This is a genomic window from Marinomonas sp. IMCC 4694, assembly GCF_008122525.1.
Lineage (GTDB): Bacteria > Pseudomonadota > Gammaproteobacteria > Pseudomonadales > Marinomonadaceae > Marinomonas.
Map to the genome: position 1 here is coordinate 2479908 of NZ_VSRV01000001.1, position 23294 is coordinate 2503201.

Below are 23294 nucleotides of genomic sequence, written 5' to 3' on the forward strand. Positions count from 1 at the left end.
ACTTAGTTTACAACACATCGTGACAAGTCTACGAGCAAAATTAAGTAACAATTAGTTGTCTTGTTCAATACCAACAATTGTCCAATTTGCCTTTGGGTCAGACATATTTTTCTCTAAATGCCAAATTTCTTTAGTATCAGACGTTTCATCGCCCTCTTTGATCCAACCAGAAAACTGCAGTGAAATCGACGCTACTGAGCCAATGTATTCACCACGAACTAATTCAGCCATCAAGGAAATCACTTCAGTACGAGGTTTATCATCGCCATATGTAGCACGTTCTGCAACCAGCATGTTGTAAAGCTCAGGAGTAACGTAATCTAGAATTTCATCAAAATTGTTGTCATCCCATGCTTTTTGCAGCGTAACGTAGTGATTTTTTGCTTCTTCAACAAACGCTTGCTCATTAAAACCAGGCGGAAGCTTGATGGCTGGCTCCGCACCAAAACCACTCATGCCAGACATTGGCGATGGTTGAACACTGTCACGCGTTGAATCGGGCATTTCACGGAACATACTGTTCGCACCAGCGGCATTCGCTTGCGCTGCAGCACGACGTTTTGGCGCAATAAAGAACTTGTAAACCAAGAAGCCAATCACAGCAAACAACAAGATGTCGCCGAATGAAATACCTTCAAAAGCGCCACCACCAAGCAAGGTCGCAAACAAACCACCGAGCAGAAGTCCGCCTAACAACCCGCCGCCTAAGCCACCCAAAAATCCAGGTTTCTTCGCACCCGCTGCGGCGCTGCTTGCACCGCTTGTATTGGCCGCTGCAGGCGCTTTAGGTTTCGCGACAGAAAAGCTCTTACCGAAACTTTTACCACCGCCAAATTTTTTGGCTTGCACATCCGCACTGTAACCGCCGGCACCTATTGCTAAAACAAATGCCATAAACATGGCAAATACTGTCGTTTTCACAAACACTCTCCTTTATTTAAAATTCACTAGACCTACGGCTTGGCGTAAATCGGCAATCAAACCACGCGCTCGAGTGCGCGCTTTTTCGGCCCCAGCTTGTAAAATGTCTTCTACATGCGCGGGGGTTGCTATTAGTTCAAGGTACTTTTCACGAGACTCACTTAGTTGACCATTCACTAAGGTAAAAAGTTCCTTCTTAGCTTCGCCCCATGCAATCCCTTCTGCAAATTTCTGACGCATGTCTGCAGTTTGCTCTGGTGTGGCGAACGCTCGATAGATATCGAACACGGTGGAGTCGTTCGGGTCTTTTGCTTCACCAGGCTCCAGTAGGTTCGTTTTGATCTTATTAAGGCCTTTTTGTAATTTCTTTTCGGTGTCGAATAAGGGAATCGTATTGTTGTAGCTCTTGCTCATTTTGCGGCCATCTAGGCCTTTCAAAATGGAGCCTTCTTCGCCGACAACCGCTTGAGGCAACACAAAATGTTCACCAAATAAATGATTAAAACGACCTGCAATATCACGCGCCATTTCAATGTGTTGGATTTGATCACGACCTACGGGCACTTTGTGCGCATTAAATGCCAGAATATCCGCTGCCATCAACACGGGGTAACAAAATAAGCCCATGGTGATACCAAAGTCAGGATCTTGCTCTTTGGCTAGATTTTCATCCACAGCGCCTTTGTAAGCGTGCGCGCGATTCATCAGGCCCTTGGCTGTCACGCATGTCAGCAGCCAATTGAGTTCAGCAATTTCTGGAATATCGGATTGGCGGTAAAAAGTCGCCTTATCTGTGTCTAATCCACACGCCAGCCAGGTCGCCGCGATTTCCAATCGAGATTGTTTAACACGCTCTGGGTCTTGGCATTTAATGAGCGCATGATAATCCGCTAAAAAGAAGTAAGACTCGGTATTGTCTTGACGACTGGCTTCGATCGCAGGACGAATGGCGCCCACATAATTTCCCAAATGAGGCGTGCCTGTGGTGGTAACACCCGTTAAAACAATGTCTTTTGCCATTACTGCTGCTCTTTCCTACTGAATATTGGGTCAAAATAAATATAAAAATAAAAGGCTAACTGCCTAAAATAACGCTTTAAAAAGGCCGCTTACCGTATCACAAAAAAACGCCATCACGAATTCTCATGGCGGTTTATTTTATAATGGCACTGAATACGCAGATATCAATGCCACAGCGCATCCAACAAACCTGAGTCGCGTTGAATTCGAGTTTTCGTCGCACTGCGAATTAAAGCGCTGGCGCCCCACAAGGTAAATGTCTTTTTCGCCCGTGTAATGCCCGTATACAAGAGTTCTTTGCTCAATACCGGTGATGAGATCAATGGCAACAGCAACGCCACCTGATCAAATTCAGAGCCTTGCGACTTGTGTACCGTCATCGCAAACACGGTTTCATACTCACTCAAACGACTGGGTAATAAACCTGAAAACGTACCGTCAGACTGCATAAACCACACCCTAAGGCGCTGACATTCGTCTGGCATACACAGCCCTATGTCTCCATTGAACAAACCTAAAGAAGCATCGTTTCTTGTCAACATAACGGCTTTACCTGGGTACCAAACATGGGGATCTTTCACCCGTCCTCGTTGATAAAAATACCCTTCCAGCTGCGCATTGATTTTTTCGACCCCAAACTCGCCTTGTCGCACCGCGGTTAAGATCTGATAACGAGAAAACACCTGATACAAGTCGGCAATGGGCTTGGTATGACGTACCGCCTCCCAGTAATCATCGTAGCCTTTTGCCAAGGTCGCAATGTCCGCTTTGGTTTGCCCCTCTTCGGGCACACACCAGCGAACATCAGCGTAATCGGCTTGCAAGCACCGCAACACCGCTGAGGGATCGCCCGCATTCATGGCTTTTGCCAAATGCCCAATACCGCTGTTTTGATCAAATCGGTAACTGGTCCGCAACAGGGTCAATGCTCGACTGATCGCAGGCGCCGCTGCATTGCCTAACGAGCCCAATGGCTCTCCCGTGAGATGGGCCAAACGCTGGGCCCACTCGGGTTGAAAATACGCACGATCAATACCAAACGTAATATCCCCCAACACACTACCGGCTTCCACCGACGCCAATTGATCTTTGTCGCCCAATAAAATGAGCCGTGCATGGGCTGGCATCGCATCGATCAACTTTGCCATCATCGGCAAATCCACCATGGACACTTCGTCCACCAACAAAACATCTAAATGCAACGGATTATCTTTGTGGTGTTTAAAGCGGCTGCGACCAAACTCACTGCCCAATAATCGGTGCAAGGTGCTGGCTTGCTCTGGGATAGCAGACCGGATGCCGTCATCGAGTGGCAAGCTGGCCTTCGCATTGGCGATGGATTCGGTTAAGCGCGCTGCGGCTTTACCTGTCGGAGCGGCCAACTCAATGCGCAATAAACGCCCTTGCGCCAAAGACTGAGCCACCAGCAAGGCCAACAATTTGGTCACTGTGGTGGTTTTCCCCGTCCCTGGCCCACCGCTGATAACGGAAAATGGCAGACTCGCTGCATTCGCTACGGCCACTTTTTGCCAATCAATCACTTGGTTTGATGACGGAAAAAGAGCCGACAGTATCGACGCATCGAGGTCAAAAGGAGCAACCTGACATTGGCGACGCAAGTACCTCAGCACCTGCTGCTCATAATCAAAATAACGAAACAGGTACAATCGAGTGCCCGATAGCACCATCGGCTTGTCGCTCAAATCGGCCGCCATGGCCACCAAACGACTGTCTTGCAAAGTACGACACCAGCTTTCAACACTTTCAATCTGATAATGCACAAGTGCGCTTTGCCATACGGGCGCTTTAATGTCCTTTGGCGGTGTATGCCACAAGGTCGCCAAATCAATACAAATATGCCCTGCACCCAAATACGCGCTGCATAAAGCGCCCGCAAGATGTACCGCATCACGACGCTCTCCCACATGCTGACAAAGTTGCTCTATCCATTGACGGTCGATCGCACGCAATACGCCTTTTTCTTGCCAATGCAGTAAGCTGGGCGGTGCTGATGCGCCGGGGGAGCTCGATGCCTCCAATACATCCCGTTGTTTAGAAAAGTCCATATTGCTGCCCTTCCTTATTGTCGTCTGGCGTTTGGCGGGATTTTTTGCCTACTTGACCGTGAAATACTGGACCTTGAAAAAGCCCATCCAATGCCATTACATGCTCAAGCGATAAACGCGACTGAAACACGCCCGTTTTTTGCCCTACCTGCATACCGCGTAAAAACAGATACACGACGCCACCCACATGTTTCTCGTAGTCGTAGTCGGGCAAACGCTGTTTTAATAAGCGATGTAAGGCCAAGGTGTACAATTGATATTGCAGATCATAGCGGTGCTCTGCCATCGCATGCACTAATTTGTCTGGCTCATAGTCCGTCAAAGCAGCGCCTAAATAATTCGACTTATAATCCAGTACGTAATAGCGCCCTTGCCATTCAAATAACAAGTCGATAAAACCTTTTAACATGCCTTTTAACGGCCGATGTTGAATAGCGGGAGCCGCTCGTGATACGCCATCAAATTGTCGGGAAATCCGATCCAATTCCAGTGCATTCATCCCACCGACGGGAATAAAAAACTCCATTTCTTTACGGCATGCCGACGCAGACAAAGCCCCTAAGCTCATGCCCGCCACCAGCTCAGTATTCACCATGTCTGGCAACCAATTCTCTAATACCGTTTGCCAACCAGCGTATCCTTGACGCTCATAAAACGCTCCCATCAGATTGTGGTGACTGTTTTTTAGCAAATCATTAAAGCTAGGTTTTGCTATCGTGCTGTGTAATGCCTTCCCTTCCAACGTATCGTGCAAAAAAGTGCCAGGCTTTGCGCCTTTGGGAAACGTAAAGCGATTTTGTACAGGCTCCATCAATTCATTGGACACTTCAACGTCTTCTATTATTGGATCAATCACACGAGTGGCCTCATCGAAGCCCGGCACGCTCTCGTCGACCTTTGCCTTGTCCTCCACCACCAACGATGAGTAACTGCCTACCCACCAATTCCGCTCAACATAACCACGAAAACGGCGTGCAACGGGGTCGATTTTCTCCGTATGCGTCATCGTATAACGCGGCAAAAACGGTGGCTCTGAGGGCAATGCCAAGAGACTCATTTGCTCGGCATCATACCTCGCACAAAGGCGCTCTAAACTGGGAAGAAGATCGCCAGCGTCAAGCGGCTCCCCTTCTGCGATTAAAGAGCCGACGCCACTCAAATGCACTTCTAGCCTAGCGTTTTTTTGTTTCGTTGCTTTACTTCCTACCTCCATTGCACCAACAAAACACGCCTCTTTTGAGCGCGTCAGCGCCACATACGCCAAACGAATTTCTGTCGCGTAGAGCTCTTCTTTGTGTTGTTCAAGTTGAGTTTCATTAGGGTCTATGGCGATCCACAACGCCTGCTGATCATCGTGAAATAAAGCGGATTTATCGCGATTTTTATAGGGCGTCAAAGCAAACGGCAGATACACAATCGGGTACTCTAACCCCTTACTTTTGTGAATGGTGATAATGCGCACCAGCTCAGCGTCGGTTTCAAGACGAATTTTTTGCTCATCACTGTTGCCGTTCGGGTTCTGAATCGCCAAGCGCAAGTAGCGCAATACGCCTTCTTTCGATTCTAATTCCAACGATTTTTGCTGGAGTTTTTCAGTTAAATGCAAAAAATCGGTTAGCCGACGTTCGCCGCCGATCCGGCTAAGCATTTTTGCGGCCAAACCGACCTCTTGCATAAACTGGCGCAGCATGGGCAATAAGCCTTGCGTGTCCCACATGTCAAAATAGCGCCGAAACGCTTCGACCCATTTTTCATACGCCACGTCGTCGTGGTTCAACGTATCCAAGTCAACCAGCGACCAATCCACCAATCGCGTCGCCAACGCCGATCGCAATTTACTTTCTTGCCCGTTGGATAAGACCGCTGTGAGCACAATCAATAATTCATGGGCTTCGACGGTTTCAAACACTGAGCCTTTATCACTCAAATACACACTGGCGATGCCACGCTGGCGCAATGCGGTTTTTAGCGCGCTGGCTTGGTTAAAATTGGTCACCAATAAAGCCACGTCTTTTGGACGTATACCTTTGTTTTCGATCATGGCCGTTTGTTGCTGGCCTTCTAGCAACAAAGCATGAAGGTGCGCTGCGCATGATTCCGCCATCGTTTGACAATAAACCGTGGCCGACACCGGCTCATCCGACGCTTGATACAAAAATTGCAACGCCGCTTGGCGCTGACCCTGTCGGATAAACTGCCCCACGTTGGCGCGATCCTGAACCTCAACAAAAGGAATCCCCGCCACGCGAAATGGCTCAGTTTGGGTGGTAAACAACCCATTCACGGACTGAATCATGGCCGCCGACGAACGGTAATTGGTCGCTAATGAATACAGGCTATCTACATGCTGTTTGGCCGCTAGATACGTATAAATGTCGGCACCGCGAAACGCGTATATCGCTTGTTTAGGATCGCCGATCATAATCAAACCCAGTGTCGACTGATCGACAGTGGCCGGCTGATAAATGTTTGAAAAGATTCGATACTGCACCGCATCCGTGTCTTGGAATTCGTCTATTAACGCAATCGGATACAAATGACGAATGCGCTGCGCAAGCTTACCTGCTTCGTCTTGCGCTAACGCCGTATCGAGTGAGGTGAGTAGATCGGTAAACGTCAGCGATTGCGTACTGCGCTTCCAACGCTTTAAGCGAACTTGCGCTTGCTCCCAAAGCTGCGTCAACAACACGGCTTTGAGTCGGCCTGCATCGGGAAATGTCGCACGTAGCCTGTGCACCAGATCAAAAAACTCATGAACCGGCGCGGCACCGCCTTTCTTTAATTGGCTGGCATGCTGATCCGCGTCAAATTTGTCTAAAGATTTGATCCACTCAAAGCGCGATGCGTGCGCCCAATGATTCATCGCCGAAATGTCTTTAGACGGATCGTTTTTCCAAAACGTTCGCTTAATACCGCTTTGATTGAGTGCATCAATAATCTCTTGCGACTGTGCCAGCCACATGGCTCGCACCGACGCCATGATGGCCTGAGCGTCCACTAAGGCCTGCTCCCAATCGTAATTGGGCGACACAATACGCGCATCGGGTTGATTATTGAGTAGAGCCAAGTCTTTCAGTAAGGCGTCTGGATTCGACCAAATGGGCTTAATTAACGAGGCTTTGATGTCATCCATGGGATAAAACAAGCTTCGCCACACATCTTTGACGGCTTGAGCAAGGGGGGCTTGTTCGTCCGTTTCAATGGTTTGCTGAAATAACATGCGACTTTCAAACGCGTTTTGGCTCAACATACGCTGACAAAAACCGTGGATGGTAAACACCGCCGCTTCGTCCATTTGTTTCTCGGCATACAGCAGTTTTTCAATCCCGTCGGCACGCTGCACCTCGGACATCTGAGCCATCCAAGCGGCCAAAAACACGTCGTCACTGGCGCCTTGCAATAGCGCTTTTCGAGCAACACGAATACGGCTACGAATACGTGCTTTTAGTTCTGCGGTGGCGGCTTCGGTAAAGGTCACCACCAAAATCTGGTCGACCGTCAGCGGCTTGCTTAACTCTTCTCTTTGACCGGTCGGCACCAACAACCGTAAATACAAGTTAGCAATGGTGTAGGTTTTACCCGTCCCCGCGCTGGCTTCGATTAAACGCTTGCCAAACAAGGGGAACGTCAGCGCGTTTAACGGTTCAGGGATAATCGATAACATGGGTGCATTAAGGCTCATTCGATCACCTCCAAGTGGCGCTGCATGGGCAACCAAATGTGCTCGCAAAGGTCGACAAAGGCCGTTTTTTGATCATTCAGATTGGGGTAATAGCGCTGCCAGTAGGCGTCATTTACTTCACTACTAGAATACTGACTGTTGTTTTCTTGGTAGCATTTTAGGGCTTTTTCCCATGCGGCATCTGGGTCGTCTTTGGTTTTCGTGGCGCAATAGCTGTCGCACCACGCATCCGCACTGTTCGCAGGCAATAATATAGGCTGACACATGCCCTGAAACATCAAAGCCAGCATATCTGACAAATAAGCGTGTGCCGCTTTAGGGGGCAACACAACAAAACGATATGACCGCGTTGTCCCTTTTTTATCGATATTAACAAGATGATGTTCCTTTGGCGTGCCTTGAGCACATAAAGCCAAATGTTCTATCCACATTTGCATTTTTTGGTTGGCTGACACATCACCAATACGGTACGACAAGCGCGTGGTAATCGAAGGCTGATCTAACCAGCCTTGCAACACGACGTTACCGACGGTTACCGACACTTCAAGCGGGGCACAATCCGATAAACCATAGCCTTGCAGCAATACAAATAACTGTCGGCACTGATCGTAATTGTGCTGCAACGACAAGCGCCCAAAAGCCCCATAAGGCAAGGTACCGGTCAGAGACAACCGCTCCAAAAATGAGGCCTCATCGCCTTTTATCATGGCGTGCAATAAGCGCTCTCGAAGCTGATAACCAGGAATGCCCTCCAGCGCAAAGGGCTCGTCTTCTTTCTCTTCTTCTTCACGCAAACTTAAGTAGGCTTTTAAACGTCGCTGAGTAAAGTGGCGCGTTGGGTGTCGAATGAAGCGCGACAACTCGTCCAAAGCCAAGGTTAAACGCGGTTGTTCCATGGCATCCAGGGGCTGAAAATGAGCGGGCGCCTCGTCCACTTGCTCGGCTAATAATGCCGGCAACCATTGCGTATCGTAACTGTATAATCGCGTATCAAACGCTTCTGTAAAGTACGCGGTATTGAAGGGCTGCAAGGGGTGTTCGAGAATCAGACGCGCAAACAGTGCCGCTTGCGCATCGTCTGGAGCCAGCGCCTCATCGCCCTCAAAAACGCAACTCTGGCCGATGTATTCAAGCAATTCACTGACCAAAATAGAGGGATTTTTTTCACTATTGTCTTGAATGCTACGCCCCACATAACTCAGATAAAGTGCGCTTCGCGCCGACATTAAGGCTTCTAAGAATAAATACTTGTCGTCTTCTCGTCGGCTTCGGTCACCGCTGCGGTATTGCCCTACCATTAAATCAAAGCCCATCGGCGCGACACTTCGCGGGTAGTCGCCTTCGTTGAGTCCCAAGACGCAAATCGCTTTAAATGGCACGGAACGCATTGGCATAAGAGTGCAGAAATTGACTCGTCCGGCTAAAAAGCGCTGCCCTCCCTGAGATTCTTGCAACAAGGGCGACAGCAGCTGGCGCAACACTTGCTGATCCAGCGGCGCCGCAAAATGCGCCTGCTGCCACTGCAAGGTCAATGCATCAAGCTGTTTACTGAGCAGCACAGAAAAGGCATCGTCATCTTCGAGCAAAAAGAAACGCTGTGACACATAATACAAGGTAGACACCCAGTCTTTGGGTAACAGCGGCTGCATGAGCTTGCCTTGAGCCTCATCAATTGCTACGAGAAACTCGGCCAATTTACCTGCTACTGACGCTTCCAAGCCTTCGACATCACCATAACTTAACGTATTTTCCCAAACATGCTCGTGACCCATGGCGTAGCCCAACAACATTCGGCGCATACCGTGCAACCAAGTATGTGACTCTTGCGATGGCAAGTCATGCTGCTGGGCGGTATCCGCATTTAATCCCCAACGAATACCCACCTCGGTCGACCATTGACGAATGCGTTCCAGTTCATTGGAAGACAGCTCGAAACGCGCCAATACCGCTGGCACTTCAAGCACACTGACCAATTCGGATAACGTAAATCGACTTTCACTTAATCCCAGTAAATACAGATACGCATCGACAATTGGGTTCTCCAATCCGCCGGACTGATCGATCAAGGCAAAAGGAATCTGCTTTGTGCTGCCGAACACCGCCCTCACAAATGGGCTGTAAGTATTCACGTCGGGCAACATCACAATAATGTCTTTGGGCGTTAGGCTTGAGTCTTTTTCAAACATGTCCAGTAACTGATCATGCAGCACTTCGACTTCACGCAGTGGGCTGTGGCAACGATGAACACGAATGCTCTGATCGTCCAATGCAATGCGATGACGATACCCCGAATGACTTAGGTGGATGTCTCGCTCTTCGGCGGCTCCGTGGTTTTCTAACGTGAGAACGTCTTGCTGAACCCATTGCAATAAACCACTCGAATGGTCGTGGCGATAGTCTTCGAACACTTCAATTTCGTGGTCGGCCATCTCTTGTAATTGCGCAATATAATCTCGACCTAAACGTCCCCAGCTTGCCAACAGCGGGTTCGCATCAAGGTGCAAGGTATCGATGCTAAGCCCAGGTTTGAGGGTTTGCCGTTTTATTTCGCGCCCCAAATAATGCTTATCCACCACATCGCCCCAATAAAAACGACACGGGTTTTGCAAAAACAAATGCACGTCAATCCAACCCGACGCAGCGAGCACTCGCAACGATTCCAAAGTATTAGGCGGTAAGGAAGACACACCAAAAATAAAAATTCGCTCAGGTACCGCCGTAGGTCGAGAAGACGACCGTGCGGCGTCGCGCAAGGCTTCGATTAAATTGCCACGGTGGTACAAAGAAGTGCCTTGTTCGCTTACATCGGCCACCAGGTCTCGCCATAAAATCGCTTGCCAAGGCTGCTGATCAAATACCTCGCTCAAGTGTTTATCCAATGGCACGTTATGATGAGGTGCGCTGTCTTGATCACCGGCTTCCCAGAGTTTGATCCAATCAGGTCGGTACACAAGGTATTGATCGTAAATATCGGCAATGCTGCTGCACAGCTGAAACCGCCGTACCTGAGTATCGTCTTCTTCAAGATACCAGCGCAACGCCTCAAATTCTGGGTCTGCGAGGCGAGCCTGAAGCAAACGCATTAATCGCCACACCAAAAAAGGCTTATTGAATTCACTCTGCGCGGGAATATCACTGAGCGTATGAGAGAATGTTTGCCAAACAAACGTCGAAGGCAAAGGAAAAACTAAGCCCGCCGCAATGGAATGAGACTCGGCTAAAAACATTTTTAACCACTGGGCCATACCGGGGTTTTGCACCAAGATGGCGTCATCGTCAAACGGGTTCTCTGGGGGAGATACCGCCAAGATTTTTGCCAACAACACGGCCAAATCTTCTAGCCGATTCCCTGTATACAGTTGAAACATGCGTTCTTCCTTCTCATTGACTGTCTGGCCGAATTAATTTGCGATCCTAAAAAACAAGAGTAGCGCAAAAGACGCATTCAAAAAATACAAGAAGCAACGCTAGACCCAACAAAACTGACAAAATGAGTCAGTGCGACAAGATGAGACAAATAGATCGGCCGTAAAACTGAAGGAAGTAAAAACAGTAGAGTAAAATAATGACTTTGAGAAAACGTTGGACAAATAAACTAAGTGGTGGAGCTAAGCGGGATCGAACCGCTGACCTCTTGCATGCCATGCAAGCGCTCTCCCAGCTGAGCTATAGCCCCACAAAACGCGATGCGTAAGTGGACAAAATGTCCTGGGAATGTTCATACTTATTTAACAGCGCTGGATATTACGGATACCTCTTAAACCTGTCAACCTTTTTGAAACAATTCACTCAGCAATGTGTAAATTCGACCACAAATTCACCACAGCATACGCATTGAGCGGATAACAACTTTCTAGGGTTTTATTACGCTAGGTATTAAGAATATAATGCTGAAGAATTTTGTAAAATCGCTAATGTTAAGAGATGACTATGATCGAATTTCCAACGGTATTAGACGATCTAATGATGGCACAGCAACCTATCCTAAAAAGAAGCAAAGATATTTTTGGGTATGAACTGCTGTTTCGTGGGAAAAACTCACTATTCGCTGACTTTACTGATGGCGAAGCAGCCACGAGTCAAGTATTGGTTAATTTGTGCATCGGCATCACAAAAATGGAATCGCAACTACGAAAACCGTTTTTCATTAATATGACGACAGAACTCATGCTGTCGGATGCGTTTTTTCCCATTGCACCCGATACGGTTTACATTGAGATCCTTGAAAATCAAAAACTCACACCTGAGTTTATTTTAGCGGTCAAAAACTGGTGCGATGCAGGCTATCGCTTTGCCCTGGACGATTACCAGTTTGGCGCCGATTACAAGGCTTTACTGCCCTGGGTATCCATTATAAAAATAGATGTGCTTGCGACTCCTCCTCAAGTTCATCAAGCTGACATTGCCGAGCTAAAATCGAAAGGTCTCATTTTGTTGGCCGAAAAAGTCGAAGATGCTGCCATGTTTGAACAATGCAAAGCACTCGGTTTTGACTTATTTCAGGGCTACTTTCTGCAACGTCCTGAGCTTATTAAGGGCAAAAAAATTGATTCAGCAACACACAGTGCCATTGAACTGGTGAACGCACTACAAGACACCAAAATAAGCATTGATGCGGTAACCGACTTAGTCGCTAAAAACCCTAAATTGTCTTATCAGCTGTTACGCATCCTTAACAGTCCTGTGTGCGGCGTCACTAAAACAGTGACATCCATCAAAGAAGCTGTGGTTTTTTTGGGGCTAACGCAATTGAAGAAATGGGCACTGCTCATCACTCTAACGTCCTCTACGAATCAACCAAAGTCCTTATTAAAAGTATTACTCACAAGAGCAAGGTGCTGCCAACTGCTTGCTGAAAGCAAACATTCACACCAGGCTGATTCCGCTTTTATGATCGGCCTGATGTCTGGGATTGACGCCGTATTCAATGTCGAGCGGTCCGTGGTCTTAGAGCAGATCGCCTTAGATCAAAATTTACGACATGCTATTTTATCGTATTCAGGAGAGCTTGGCGGTTATTTAAAGCAAACGCTAAACTGTGAAGAGCAAAACTGGACCAACATTGAATCCATGACTTCGGAAGAAAGAGCCGTACTCAACAGAGCATTTTTAGACGCCATGCTGTGGTCAGAAGACGTCATGCTTTCCGTAAATTAAAAAAACATACTATTTTTCTTTAAAAGATTGACACCAATACAAAAAAACATAGAATACGTCTCACCTTTTTCAAGGCCAGTATGGTGGAATTGGTAGACACGACGGATTCAAAATCCGTTGCCTTCGGGTGTGGCGGTTCGAGTCCGCCTACTGGTACCAACAAGAAAAAAGCGCTTACTTAGGTAGGCGCTTTTTTTTGCTTTGTTTTTTGATCTGTTTACCTCACTTCTTATTTTTTTATGCTGTTACATTGAATCAATGGTCATCAAAGCCGTTTAATACATAGTCTGGTAGGTCTTCTTCTTTTGGTATCGGCATTGAGGCGCCAGTTTCGTCGATGGCGACAAATTTAAACATGCCTTCTGTGACTTTTTCACGCTGGCCGATGCGACCGCGGCGTACCCACGCTTCCACTAGAATGTTCATTGAGGTGCGCCCAACCGAATCCACTTTGGTGTATACCCCCAAAATATCACCGACTTTAACAGGACGAATAAAGCTCATTCCGTCCAGTGCGACGGTCACGACACGAGATTGGGCTCGCTGCCCAGCACAAATCCCCGCCGCGATATCCATTTGTGACACGACCCAACCACCGAATATGTCACCCGCCGGGTTGGTGTCTCCTGGCATGGCAACGGTTCTCGTCGTAAGACGACCTTTTGTCTTTTCTTCTGATCCTGACATAGCGCCCTCTTATTGATGCTGTCACTTTGTATCTTGTGCTGTTCAATTGAATGTCTGATCACCATCGGTTCGATATCTGATCAATGTCTAGCCAATACTGAATCAATAGCCACAATGATTAAGAAACCGACATGAAAAATACTATCATAGGTGTTCAGGCATGGCGTATCTGTTCTCACTAACAGGCTGTTTTTTTAAAGATGAGTATCTCAGCTTTACTCTGTGATATATCGCTAGGAACCCAAACGCATTTTATAAGTCACAAGTGAATACCACTACTCATCGAAACACAAACAAGGCTACAATGTCGCCATGAGAATCACACTTAGACAATTACAAATATTCGAAGCCGTTGTTCATACGGGCTCGGTGACGGCGGCCGCTGAAATGGTGTCCATTAGCCAACCCGCGGCCAGCCAGGCATTACGCGAATTAGAAGCCCTACTCGGGCGCCCTCTGTTTCGTCGGCATGGCAAGCGCTTGCAAATTACACCTCAAGCAAGACATTTGCTCCCTCAAGCGCGCGCGGTATTAAGCCAAATAGAACAAATTGAAAGCATGGGCAGCGAAGACGAACTCAGCGGTTCCTTGCATCTTGCGGCCAGCGTAAGTGTGGGTAATTATTTACTACCCAAGCAAATGTCTTTGTTCAAACACCAACACCCCAACATTCGTTTCAATCTGGATATTGGCAATACGCAAAGTGTGATCCAGCAGTTATTAACCGGTAAAGCTGAAGTGGGCTTTATTGAAGGCTACTGCCAACACGCAGAACTGATGACGCAAGTGTGGCTAAAAGATGAGCTGGTGGTATTTGGCTCGACTCAAGAAGAACGCCAAGAAGACTTGTCATGGGAGGACCTGGAAAAAGCCAATTGGATAATGCGTGAAGCAGGCTCAGGGACTCGTAACATTTTAGAGCAAGCAACGGCGTCACGTATTCCGCAGCTGAATGTGGTGTTATCGTTGGCACACATGGAGGCGGTTAAACAAGCGGTTATTCATCAGATGGGATTGGGCTGTTTGTCGCGTATGGCCATTTCTCAGGAATTAGATTCAGGCCTTATTAAGTTGTATACGACCCCACTTGAGCTGCATCGAAATTTATTAATTGTTACCCCTAAAAATACGGCCTTAACGCAAAATGCTCAGCGCTTTATTGACCTTTGCTGTGCGGCGCCGGTACTAGAGAATATTTAGTCCGCTCATTGCGGTTTGTACATAACATTAGAGCGACGTCACTTTACACAAATAATTCGAATCGCGTGAACCTTATGAATATCAATAAGATTGATCTGAACTTACTTATTTACCTCGATGTACTCTTAAGGGAGTGTAATGTCACTCGCTCAGCCAGCAAGCTAAACATCACCCAACCCGCTATGAGCAACGGGCTAAAACGGTTAAGAGACTTACTAAATGATCCATTATTAGTAAGAACCAGTGAGGGCATGAAACCCACTGAAAAAGCACTTCGCCTTCAACCCATTGTGCGCAAGGTACTCCTTGAACTCGAAGAAGCCCTGCAACCTGAAGCCGATTTCAACGAGAGCACCAGTACGCGCGTATTTCGCATCATGGCCAGTGATTATGCGGCATCGACGGTCATTCCTCGTTTATTAAATCGCCTTCGAGAATTTGCTCCTGGCATCACCTTGGACATAATGACACCGAGCGATGTAACCTTCCACGATGTAGAGGCCGGCAAGATAGACATGGCCATTAACCGCTTTGAAGAATTACCGCAATCGTTTCATCAGAAAAGCGTTTGGCTGGATACTTTTGTGTGCATGATGAGCTCAAAAAATCCGATCAAAGAGCACTTTGATATTAATGCATACCTACAAGCACAACATATTTGGGTCAGCAAAACCGGCTTTGGCGTCGGAGTGGGTATGGACCCTAATGATGTTCAGAAACTGGGTTGGGTGGATGAGGCCCTTCAGGCACTGGGCCACAAACGCAGTATCCGAGTATTTACCCGCAGTTACCACACCGCCATGCACCTAGCGTTAGAGCAAGACCTGATCGCGACCTTGCCTAAAAAAGTTGCCATGGTAAATAAGAAGAATCCAGAGTTAGTGATTCTCGACCCACCGTTTGATATCCCCAAAATTGAGTTAAAAATGATCTGGAGCCCTTTATTGCATCACGACGCCAGTCATATATGGTTTAGAAGACAAGTGATTGATGTGGCTAACGAACTGACATACCAAACCAAATAATAAGAGTGCCGCCTATGTTTAACGTGTCTCACATTCATCACATTGCCATCATTTGCTCAGATTACCGAGTATCCAAACATTTTTACAGTGAGATATTAGGTTTTCAGATAATTGCCGAAACCTATCGCGACGCTCGACAGTCATATAAATTAGACTTGGCCATTAATAATCATCAACAAATTGAACTCTTTTCCTTTCCTACTCCGCCACGTCGACCTTCCCAACCGGAAGCTCAAGGATTACGCCATCTTGCGTTTGCTGTGCCAAATTTAGCACATTGCATCGAGCATCTTCACCAACAAGGCGTTGCGACGGAAGCGATTAGAATTGACGAGTTAACAGGGAAAAAGTTTACCTTCTTTGCTGATCCCGATGGCTTACCCCTTGAACTTTACGAACACGCTTGATTGCCTTCATAAAAAAAGCACCTTACCGCTCAGTAAAGTGCTTTTTTACTCTTAATCCGCTCCTATCGCGCTTACACAACGTGAACCGATAACGTTCGCTCTGCTGAAAAACTATGCTTCAGAACTTCCCACCGCTTCGTTGATCAAGGTTTGCAACTCGCCGTTGCCTGCCATCTCAACAATGATGTCACAACCACCAACCAACTCACCTTTAATCCAAAGCTGAGGAAAAGTAGGCCAATTTGCAAACTTTGGTAATTCAGCACGAATATCTGGGTTATCCAAAATATTCACAAACGCGAAACGCTCACCACAGGACATGAGCGCCTGCACAGCCTGAGAAGAAAAACCGCATTGTGGTGCACGCGGATTGCCTTTCATGTACAACAAAATATCATTACTGCTGATTTGTTCTTTAATCGTATCGATTGTATTGCTCATTATGAAACCTCATTCTGGGTCGCTTCATGTGTGACAACAATTACGGCATCGCTATTATGGCAACGTCGCTCTTATTGTGAAAAAGACAACCATTATAAACCATGGAAAGTTGACTCATTTTATTGGGTCGGAAGGGCATTTTACAACCCCAACAACAGGCTTTCCTTTGCACTTTCTATTGATAAATGCTCTTTACTCGCTTACCTGAGTGTATTAAATTGGTCGATTATTTTTTCTAAAGACAACTTAAAGGAGCTATAGCGTGTCGCCTAGACATTTTCTTACTTTGAAGGACCTCACTTCTGATGAATTAAAACAACTTTTACATCGAGCTTCTGAGCTTAAGAAAATTCATCATGAAGGCACTCTGTTTCAACCATTAAAAGGCCGAGTATTGGCGATGATTTTTGAAAAGTCATCCACCAGAACCCGCGTTTCTTTTGAAGCGGGCATGGCGCAATTGGGTGGTCATGCACTGTTTCTTTCATCTCGTGATACTCAGCTTGGCCGCGGCGAGCCAGTCGAAGACAGTGCACGAGTCATTTCCAGCATGGTTGATGCCGTGATGATACGAACTTTTGACCATAAGACCGTCGAGACATTTGCACAATACTCTTCTGTTCCCGTGATCAATGCACTCACGGACGATTATCATCCCTGCCAGCTATTGGCTGACATGCAAACTTACCAAGAATACCGCGGTTCAATTGAAGGTAAAAAAGTCGTTTGGGTGGGTGATGGCAATAACATGTGCAACTCTTACATAAACGCAGCGGCGCTGCTGGACTTCCATCTGGTGGTTGCTTGCCCAGAAGGGTATGAACCAAACGCTGAGTTAGTTGCAGAGCACAGCGACAGAGTGACCGTACTCCATAACACTCATGATGCGGCGAAAGGCGCTGACCTGATTGTCACCGACGTATTTGCTTCAATGGGCCAAGAAGACGAGCAGGAACAACGCTTGAAGGACTTCGACGGTTTTCAAGTCAACCGTGAGTTAATGGCTCTCGCCAACCCTGATGCTTTGTTTATGCACTGCCTTCCCGCTCACCGAGGCGAAGAGGTGGCAACCGATGTGATTGATCGTCCTGACAGTGTTGTTTGGGACGAAGCGGAAAATCGTCTACACGCCCAAAAAGCGTTGCTTGAATTCTTGCTGTGCCGATAAGCACACTACGCAGCCTGCTCAACACACCATTTTGCAGGCTTTTTTGCTTTTTAATCATTGAAAAAAACTCACGTATTACACATCATTATGAGTATTATTGAAGTTAGGCATTTAAAAACATTATCTGCCTTGAGAGAAACAGGGAGCCTGGTTGATGCCGCCGAGCGCGTTCATTTAACCCAGTCTGCTTTGTCTCATCAGCTCAAGGACTTAGAAGAGAAACTGGGCTGTGCGCTTTTTATTCGTAAAACCAAGCCGGTTCGCTTTACCAGTGCCGGGCTGCGTGTATTGCAATTAGCGGACGATGTATTGCTGTCTTTTCGATCGGCTCAACGCGACATCCAGCGCTTCGCAGAAGGCGAAAGTGGGCGCCTGCACATCGCCATCGAATGCCATAGCTGCTATGAGTGGCTAATGCCCACCATTGATCACTTTCGCGAACATTGGCCTGATGTCGAACTCGACCTATCAACCGCCTTTGGTTTTATGCCACTGCCCGCTTTGGCCAGAGGAGATTTGGACTTAGTGGTCACATCAGACCCACAAGACATTCCCAATATTGATTACATTCCGTTGTTTCAATATGAGTCTCAGGTAGCCCTTTCACGTCACCATGAATTGGCAAAAAAAGAATATCTCACACCAGAAGACTTTAAGAAAGAAACGCTCATCACCTACCCCGTCGAAATAGAACGCTTGGATATTTTTAAGCATTTTTTAGGTCCAGCGGATGTGTCACCCGCAAAAATTCGTCATAGCGAGCTCACCTTGATGATGATGCAGCTCGTAGCAAGTGGACGCGGGGTTTGCTGTCTACCAAATTGGGCATTAACAGAATACACGAACAGACAATATGTCATAACAAAATCACTGGGGGAAGAAGGCGTTTGGTGCAAACTGTATCTGGCCATTCGAAAAGATCAACGAGATAACGCCTATATGGAAGATTTAATGTCAACGGCGTCTAAAACGTGTTTTAAAAATTTAAAAGGGATTTTAGCACCAGAGCTTTAGACCCACGAACCGACATTAAGACAAGGCGTTTTGGTGTCGTACTCGCGACCAGATCAAGCTAAATTTGGCTCCACCTGTCTCACTTTCATCAATAAGCACCGCACCACCATGCCAAAAAGCAATGCGCTGAACAATTGCTAACCCCAAACCATAGCCGCCAGAAGCACGAGTTCGACTGTTATCTAGGCGCTGAAAAGGGATAAAAACCTTATCTCTGTCTTCAATCGGTATACCAGGACCATCGTCTTCTATATCAAGCTGCCAGCGTTCGGCATCACTAGAAAAGGTCAGCACAATACGACTAGACGCGTATTTTGCCGCATTAAGTATCAGGTTTTGTAACGCACGACTTAAATGATGTTCGTCCGCTAACACAAGATGATCTTGTGCCTCTATTTTCACCGTCACTGTTAAGTGCTGCAAAAGCAAATGATTATTCTCTAGAATAGCGTCCACAAGCTGGATAATAGACAACTCTTCAAAACTTAACTCTAATGAGCCGTCCTCAAGCTTTCCATAGGTTAACACCTCGTCGACTAAGGTATTCAGCTCTTCAACATCGCCTTCGAGCGCCTCTATTGATTTACCCGCTTGCGCATTCACTTCGTCTTTCATGACCTCCAAACCAAAGCGCAGACGAGCGATAGGAGTTCTGAGCTCATGGGAAATAGCATTAATCATTTCACGCTGGACTTTCAATAGCCGCTGTATATGAGAAGACATAGAGTCAAACGAATACGCTAACTCCTTTAACGTCCCACTGCTGTCGGGAACACCTTTTGGTAATCCACTTCGGCCACGAGCAATTTGACGCGTGATACTTTCGAACGCCTCACGCTTAACATCCAAAGAGAGTAACTCTCTCCAAATAAGCAAAAGCATAATGCAAATACCCACCCCTACGACCACAACGACCATCAGCGCCGACGAGAAAGTATTTTCTTGGACAATCGAAAGGTAAACAGGCATAGATGAAGGTGAATCCTTCCAAATAAACCCATATTCACTGTGTGCGCTGTACACTAAGGTGATGCCTGTCTTTAAACCAATGATTTGTTGGGCCACTTCCACCATCGACAAACAAGACATATGTTCAATTAGGTTATATTTTTCTTCATAGCTCAGTTTATCTGTTAAAAGAAATACTTCTAACAAAGACTCTAATTGAAATAAGGGGTTATCTTGATTGGCATAACCCGATAAAACAGGCGTTTGCTGGGTGCCAATGTTAATTTGATAGCGAGTATCCACTCGTTTAGACCATTGAGCGTTTGCTAATAAAGTGGCGATTTCAGAGGCGGGCAAAGCTTGATTTGTACGAAGAGTCCAATCGAATTGTGAACCAACAACTTGCCCATCAATATGAGCAAGTAGAAGAGCCGCGCTAATTTCGGCATCAATGCACAGCAACTGTTCAGATCTTGATAAAGCAAGGCGAGTTTGCGCCAACGACACAACGAAGTAGCAGCATATCATGATGGCGATGCCACCTATTATAAGGTGTCTATACAATCGCCACATTTCTGATCGCATTACTTCGCTACACTTCTTTCACAAACAAATAGCCTTTGCTATGTATGGTTTTTATACGCCGTGGATGAATAGGGTCATCGCCTATTTTAGAGCGAATACGTGAAATCCTGACATCGACAGATCGGTCTTGGCCGTCGTATTCAATGCCTCGTAATTCACCAAATATTTCTTTACGGCTCAGAATACGACCGGCGTTGCTCGACAGCAACCACAACAGGTCAAATTCAGCACTGGTCAGCTCGACCTCCTCTTCCACTAACCACGCTTCTCTGCGCGAGTTATCAATAGTTAACGGACCAAACGTTAAATTTTGTTCTACTGAAGAGAGCTCTATCTCAAGCTCGACATCTTGTGTGCTCCGTCGTAATAAAGACTGAATTCTAGCCAGCAACACTCTCGGTTTGGCAGGCTTAGAGACATAATCGTCGGCACCAATTTCCAGCCCTAAAATCTGATCCACGTCATCACTGCGCGCCGTCAGCATTAAAATTGGCCCTTTGTATTCAGCCCGAACATTTCGGCATACAGTGAAACCATCGGCACCGGGCAGCATAAGATCCAGTATCACCAAAGAAGGTTGCTCCGAAATAATACGTGAAATAGCTTTACGTCCATCTGATTCAATATCGACATGAAATCCATTTTTTTGTAAATATTCCTGAGTAAGTAACGCTAAACGCTCGTCATCCTCAACAATTAAAATGGTTTTATTCTCATCCACGCTCATGTGCGATCCTCGTCCAATTGTTGTCACTTTAAGTTTATTATTAGGCTGTAAAGCGCTGCATTAGGTATTAATCTGCTAACAGATTTTGAACTTGTTGGACCCGATCACGATTGACACCAAGGTCAGAGTATCCCACCCGAGAAGCGGAACGAGCGTGCACAACACTGTCAGCTTCAGGTAAGTAAAACTCTACATCGTCGACGTAGCCAATCAGTCGGCTCGTCACTTCAAAATGAACATACCCCAAAGAGTGACTCACTATGCGGGCATTATCCTTTTCCAACATAAAAGACTCTATGGCGAGCTGAGTGTCTTTACGATTGCCTCGGTACACGATAGGGTCAATATAATGATTCACATCGTCAACTAACGCTTGAGTTGAAACGCAATTTGGTGAAGCGGGACAGGCTTTTAACAAACCTTCCTCGGTAACCCCAAGCCCTTCCGGCAAATGATTATTTACATTGACGTAAATAAAAAAACCGACAATGAAAACAATAAACAATGCGATTACCCAACGACCCATACGTTTACAACTCCTAAGCGTTTTTTAAAATTAGCGGAACGATCTCTTACCCGGTTTTTTCGGTTTAAATTCAGGCTTATCATTGCTCTGCCAATCAAACCCTTTGGGTCCTCGGCGAGCGCCGCCCGCTGTTGCTTTGTTTTTGTGACGCTTTAATTCTGTTTTTTGTTGCTGTGTTTTCGGTTTCAGCTCAGACAATTTAAGGTCAACCATGGCGCACAAAGAATTCACTTCTTTTTCTTCCATCTCTACCCAACGCCCTACCTTAGCTTTAGACGGCAAGAAAACTGGACCAAAACGAACTCGCTTCAGACGGTTAACTTTTAAACCTTGAGACTCCCAAAGACGACGAACTTCTCGGTTACGCCCTTCCATTAAGCAAACATAGAACCAACGGTTTATACCTTCTCCGCCACCATCAACGATATCGGTGAACTTGGCCACCCCTTCATCTAATATGACGCCTTTTTTGAGGGTAGTAAGATTCTCTTCTGTCACTTCCCCCATAACGCGAACCAGGTATTCACGGTCAATTTCGGTAGAAGGGTGCATCAACCTGTTTGCTAATTCCCCATCCGTAGTAAAAAGCAGCAAACCAGAAGTGTTAATGTCTAAACGCCCGACAGCAATCCAACGCTCACCGCGCAATTTAGGCAGCTGATCAAACACCGTAGGGCGACCTTCTGGGTCTTTACGAGTACAGACCTGCCCTTCGGGCTTGTTGTAAATGATCACACGACGATTTTCACCGGCTTCTGTGGCGACAATGGCATAGCCATCTATGGTGATCGTATCTTTTAAACTGACACGATCCCCTAATGTAGCGACCTCGCCATTGACTAATACACGACCTTCACGAATGCGGGTTTCCATTTCACGGCGTGAACCTTGACCTGCACGTGCTAAAACTTTTTGTAACTTCTCGTCCATTACGAACCTCTTAGAGGGAATGCTTCTCAGCAACCCAGTGTTGATTACATTAATTTACTATTTCGCACCATTATAAGCTAGACAGTATTAGCCTTGACAGCTCATTGTTAAAGATTTTATTCAAAAGGGGCTGGATCGCCCGCCCCAATTCGAATCACTTCCACGTTATCCGCGTCCATCTTGACGACGGTGGTTGGCTGCACGCCACAAAAGCCGCCATCGATAACCAAATCAAGCGCATGCTCAAGCGTGTCTCGAATGTCGTAAGGATCTGTCATTGGGTCTGTCTCACCGGGCAAGATAAGAGACACGCTCATCAATGGCTCACCCAATTCCTCTAACAAGACAGACACAATATTATTCTTAGGAATACGAATACCAATGGTTTTTCGCTTGGGATGCATGAGCCGTCTTGGCACTTCCGAAGTGGCATTAAAAATAAAAGTATAAGGTCCTGGCGTATTATTTTTTAACAAACGATAGAGGCGGTTATCAAAACGCGCATAAGTCGAAATTTCTGACAAATCTCGACAGACTAAAGTAAAGTTATGCTTATCATCTAAACGTCGAATTGCTCTGATTCTGTCTTGAGCGGCTTTGTCGCCTAAGTGACATCCTAGTGAATAGCCACAGTCGGTTGGATAAGCAATTACCCCACCATTACGGATTACCTCCGCTGCTTGTTTGATCAAACGTACCTGGGGGGTTTCCGTGTGTATCTGAAAAAATTGACTCAATCTCTTCTCCGAAAATCATATTGATATCAAAATGAAAAGCTTAAATCGAGACC

Annotated in this window: 18 protein-coding genes and 2 tRNA genes; 7 read left to right on the top strand and 13 right to left on the bottom strand. The window is 46.6% G+C overall.

Annotation, left to right across the window (positions count from 1 at the left end; genetic code table 11):
• Positions 1-51 precede the first annotated feature (51 nt).
• The 6 genes from FXV75_RS11115 to FXV75_RS11140 all read right to left on the bottom strand — a co-directional run bounded on the left by FXV75_RS11115 (position 52) and on the right by FXV75_RS11140 (position 11365).
• The gene (locus tag FXV75_RS11115) at positions 52-921 is read right to left on the bottom strand and encodes a Tim44 domain-containing protein (protein WP_148833397.1); all 870 of its coding nucleotides are present in this window, start codon (positions 919-921) and stop codon (positions 52-54) included.
• A 12-nt stretch (positions 922-933) separates the two neighbouring features.
• A complete protein-coding gene (gene trpS, locus FXV75_RS11120) occupies positions 934-1941 on the bottom strand; it encodes a tryptophan--tRNA ligase (RefSeq protein ID WP_148833399.1) in 1008 nt (335 codons plus the stop codon).
• 164 nt (positions 1942-2105) lie between these two features.
• Entirely contained in the window at positions 2106-4007 is a 1902-nt protein-coding gene (gene recD, locus FXV75_RS11125; RefSeq protein ID WP_148833402.1) for an exodeoxyribonuclease V subunit alpha, read from the bottom strand.
• Positions 3994-7689: an exodeoxyribonuclease V subunit beta gene (recB, locus tag FXV75_RS11130; RefSeq protein WP_148833403.1), complete on the bottom strand. Its 3696-nt coding sequence runs from the start codon at positions 7687-7689 to the stop codon at positions 3994-3996. The genes recD and recB overlap by 14 nt, the downstream gene beginning before the upstream one ends.
• The gene (gene recC / locus FXV75_RS11135) at positions 7686-11057 is read right to left on the bottom strand and encodes an exodeoxyribonuclease V subunit gamma (protein ID WP_148833405.1); all 3372 of its coding nucleotides are present in this window, start codon (positions 11055-11057) and stop codon (positions 7686-7688) included. The genes recB and recC overlap by 4 nt, the downstream gene beginning before the upstream one ends.
• A 232-nt stretch (positions 11058-11289) precedes the next feature.
• Positions 11290-11365 (bottom strand) — tRNA-Ala (locus FXV75_RS11140).
• Positions 11366-11619: 254 nt separating this feature from the next.
• Between FXV75_RS11140 and FXV75_RS11145 the strand changes: the two genes are divergently transcribed.
• Positions 11620-12846: an EAL and HDOD domain-containing protein gene (locus FXV75_RS11145; protein ID WP_148833407.1), complete on the top strand. Its 1227-nt coding sequence runs from the start codon at positions 11620-11622 to the stop codon at positions 12844-12846.
• 74 nt (positions 12847-12920) lie between these two features.
• Positions 12921-13005 (top strand) — tRNA-Leu (locus FXV75_RS11150).
• Positions 13006-13101: 96 nt separating this feature from the next.
• Here the strand turns inward: FXV75_RS11150 and FXV75_RS11155 are convergent.
• Positions 13102-13533 carry an acyl-CoA thioesterase gene (locus FXV75_RS11155; RefSeq protein ID WP_148833409.1) on the bottom strand — a complete coding sequence of 144 codons (432 nt, stop codon included), beginning with the start codon at positions 13531-13533 and terminating at the stop codon, positions 13102-13104.
• Between the two features lie 312 nt (positions 13534-13845).
• Here FXV75_RS11155 and FXV75_RS11160 point away from each other — a divergent pair, with 312 nt between their 5' ends.
• From FXV75_RS11160 to FXV75_RS11170, 3 genes are all read left to right on the top strand, one after another.
• Positions 13846-14733 (top strand): LysR substrate-binding domain-containing protein, encoded by an 888-nt coding sequence (locus FXV75_RS11160; RefSeq protein ID WP_148833411.1) that lies wholly within the window; start codon positions 13846-13848, stop codon positions 14731-14733.
• A gap of 74 nt (positions 14734-14807) precedes the next feature.
• Complete coding sequence (locus tag FXV75_RS11165; protein ID WP_148833413.1) at positions 14808-15758, top strand: LysR family transcriptional regulator; 951 nt, start codon at positions 14808-14810, stop codon at positions 15756-15758.
• Positions 15759-15772: 14 nt separating this feature from the next.
• On the top strand, positions 15773-16165 hold the full coding sequence (locus tag FXV75_RS11170) for a VOC family protein (protein WP_148833415.1): 393 nt from the start codon (positions 15773-15775) through the stop codon (positions 16163-16165).
• A gap of 111 nt (positions 16166-16276) precedes the next feature.
• Here the strand turns inward: FXV75_RS11170 and grxD are convergent, their stop codons facing one another.
• Positions 16277-16606: a Grx4 family monothiol glutaredoxin gene (gene grxD / locus FXV75_RS11175; RefSeq protein ID WP_148833417.1), complete on the bottom strand. Its 330-nt coding sequence runs from the start codon at positions 16604-16606 to the stop codon at positions 16277-16279.
• Between the two features lie 262 nt (positions 16607-16868).
• Here grxD and argF point away from each other — a divergent pair, with 262 nt between their 5' ends.
• Together argF and FXV75_RS11185 are read left to right on the top strand one after the other, a co-directional pair.
• Positions 16869-17774, top strand: coding sequence for an ornithine carbamoyltransferase (argF, locus tag FXV75_RS11180; protein WP_148833419.1), 906 nt, complete (start codon positions 16869-16871; stop codon positions 17772-17774).
• A 93-nt stretch (positions 17775-17867) separates the two neighbouring features.
• Complete coding sequence (locus FXV75_RS11185) at positions 17868-18788, top strand: LysR family transcriptional regulator (protein ID WP_222863169.1); 921 nt, start codon at positions 17868-17870, stop codon at positions 18786-18788.
• 15 nt (positions 18789-18803) lie between these two features.
• Here the strand turns inward: FXV75_RS11185 and FXV75_RS11190 are convergent, their stop codons facing one another.
• From FXV75_RS11190 to FXV75_RS11210, 5 genes are all read right to left on the bottom strand, one after another.
• Complete coding sequence (locus tag FXV75_RS11190; protein ID WP_148833424.1) at positions 18804-20264, bottom strand: ATP-binding protein; 1461 nt, start codon at positions 20262-20264, stop codon at positions 18804-18806.
• Positions 20265-20328: 64 nt separating this feature from the next.
• Positions 20329-21048, bottom strand: a complete 720-nt coding sequence (locus tag FXV75_RS11195) for a response regulator (RefSeq protein ID WP_148833426.1) — start codon at positions 21046-21048, stop codon at positions 20329-20331.
• A 67-nt stretch (positions 21049-21115) separates the two neighbouring features.
• Positions 21116-21574 (bottom strand): DUF1499 domain-containing protein, encoded by a 459-nt coding sequence (locus FXV75_RS11200; RefSeq protein ID WP_148833430.1) that lies wholly within the window; start codon positions 21572-21574, stop codon positions 21116-21118.
• A gap of 30 nt (positions 21575-21604) precedes the next feature.
• Positions 21605-22504 carry a 23S rRNA pseudouridine(2605) synthase RluB gene (gene rluB / locus FXV75_RS11205; protein ID WP_148833432.1) on the bottom strand — a complete coding sequence of 300 codons (900 nt, stop codon included), beginning with the start codon at positions 22502-22504 and terminating at the stop codon, positions 21605-21607.
• Between the two features lie 116 nt (positions 22505-22620).
• Positions 22621-23241, bottom strand: coding sequence for an L-threonylcarbamoyladenylate synthase (locus FXV75_RS11210; RefSeq protein ID WP_148833434.1), 621 nt, complete (start codon positions 23239-23241; stop codon positions 22621-22623).
• Positions 23242-23294 lie beyond the last annotated feature (53 nt).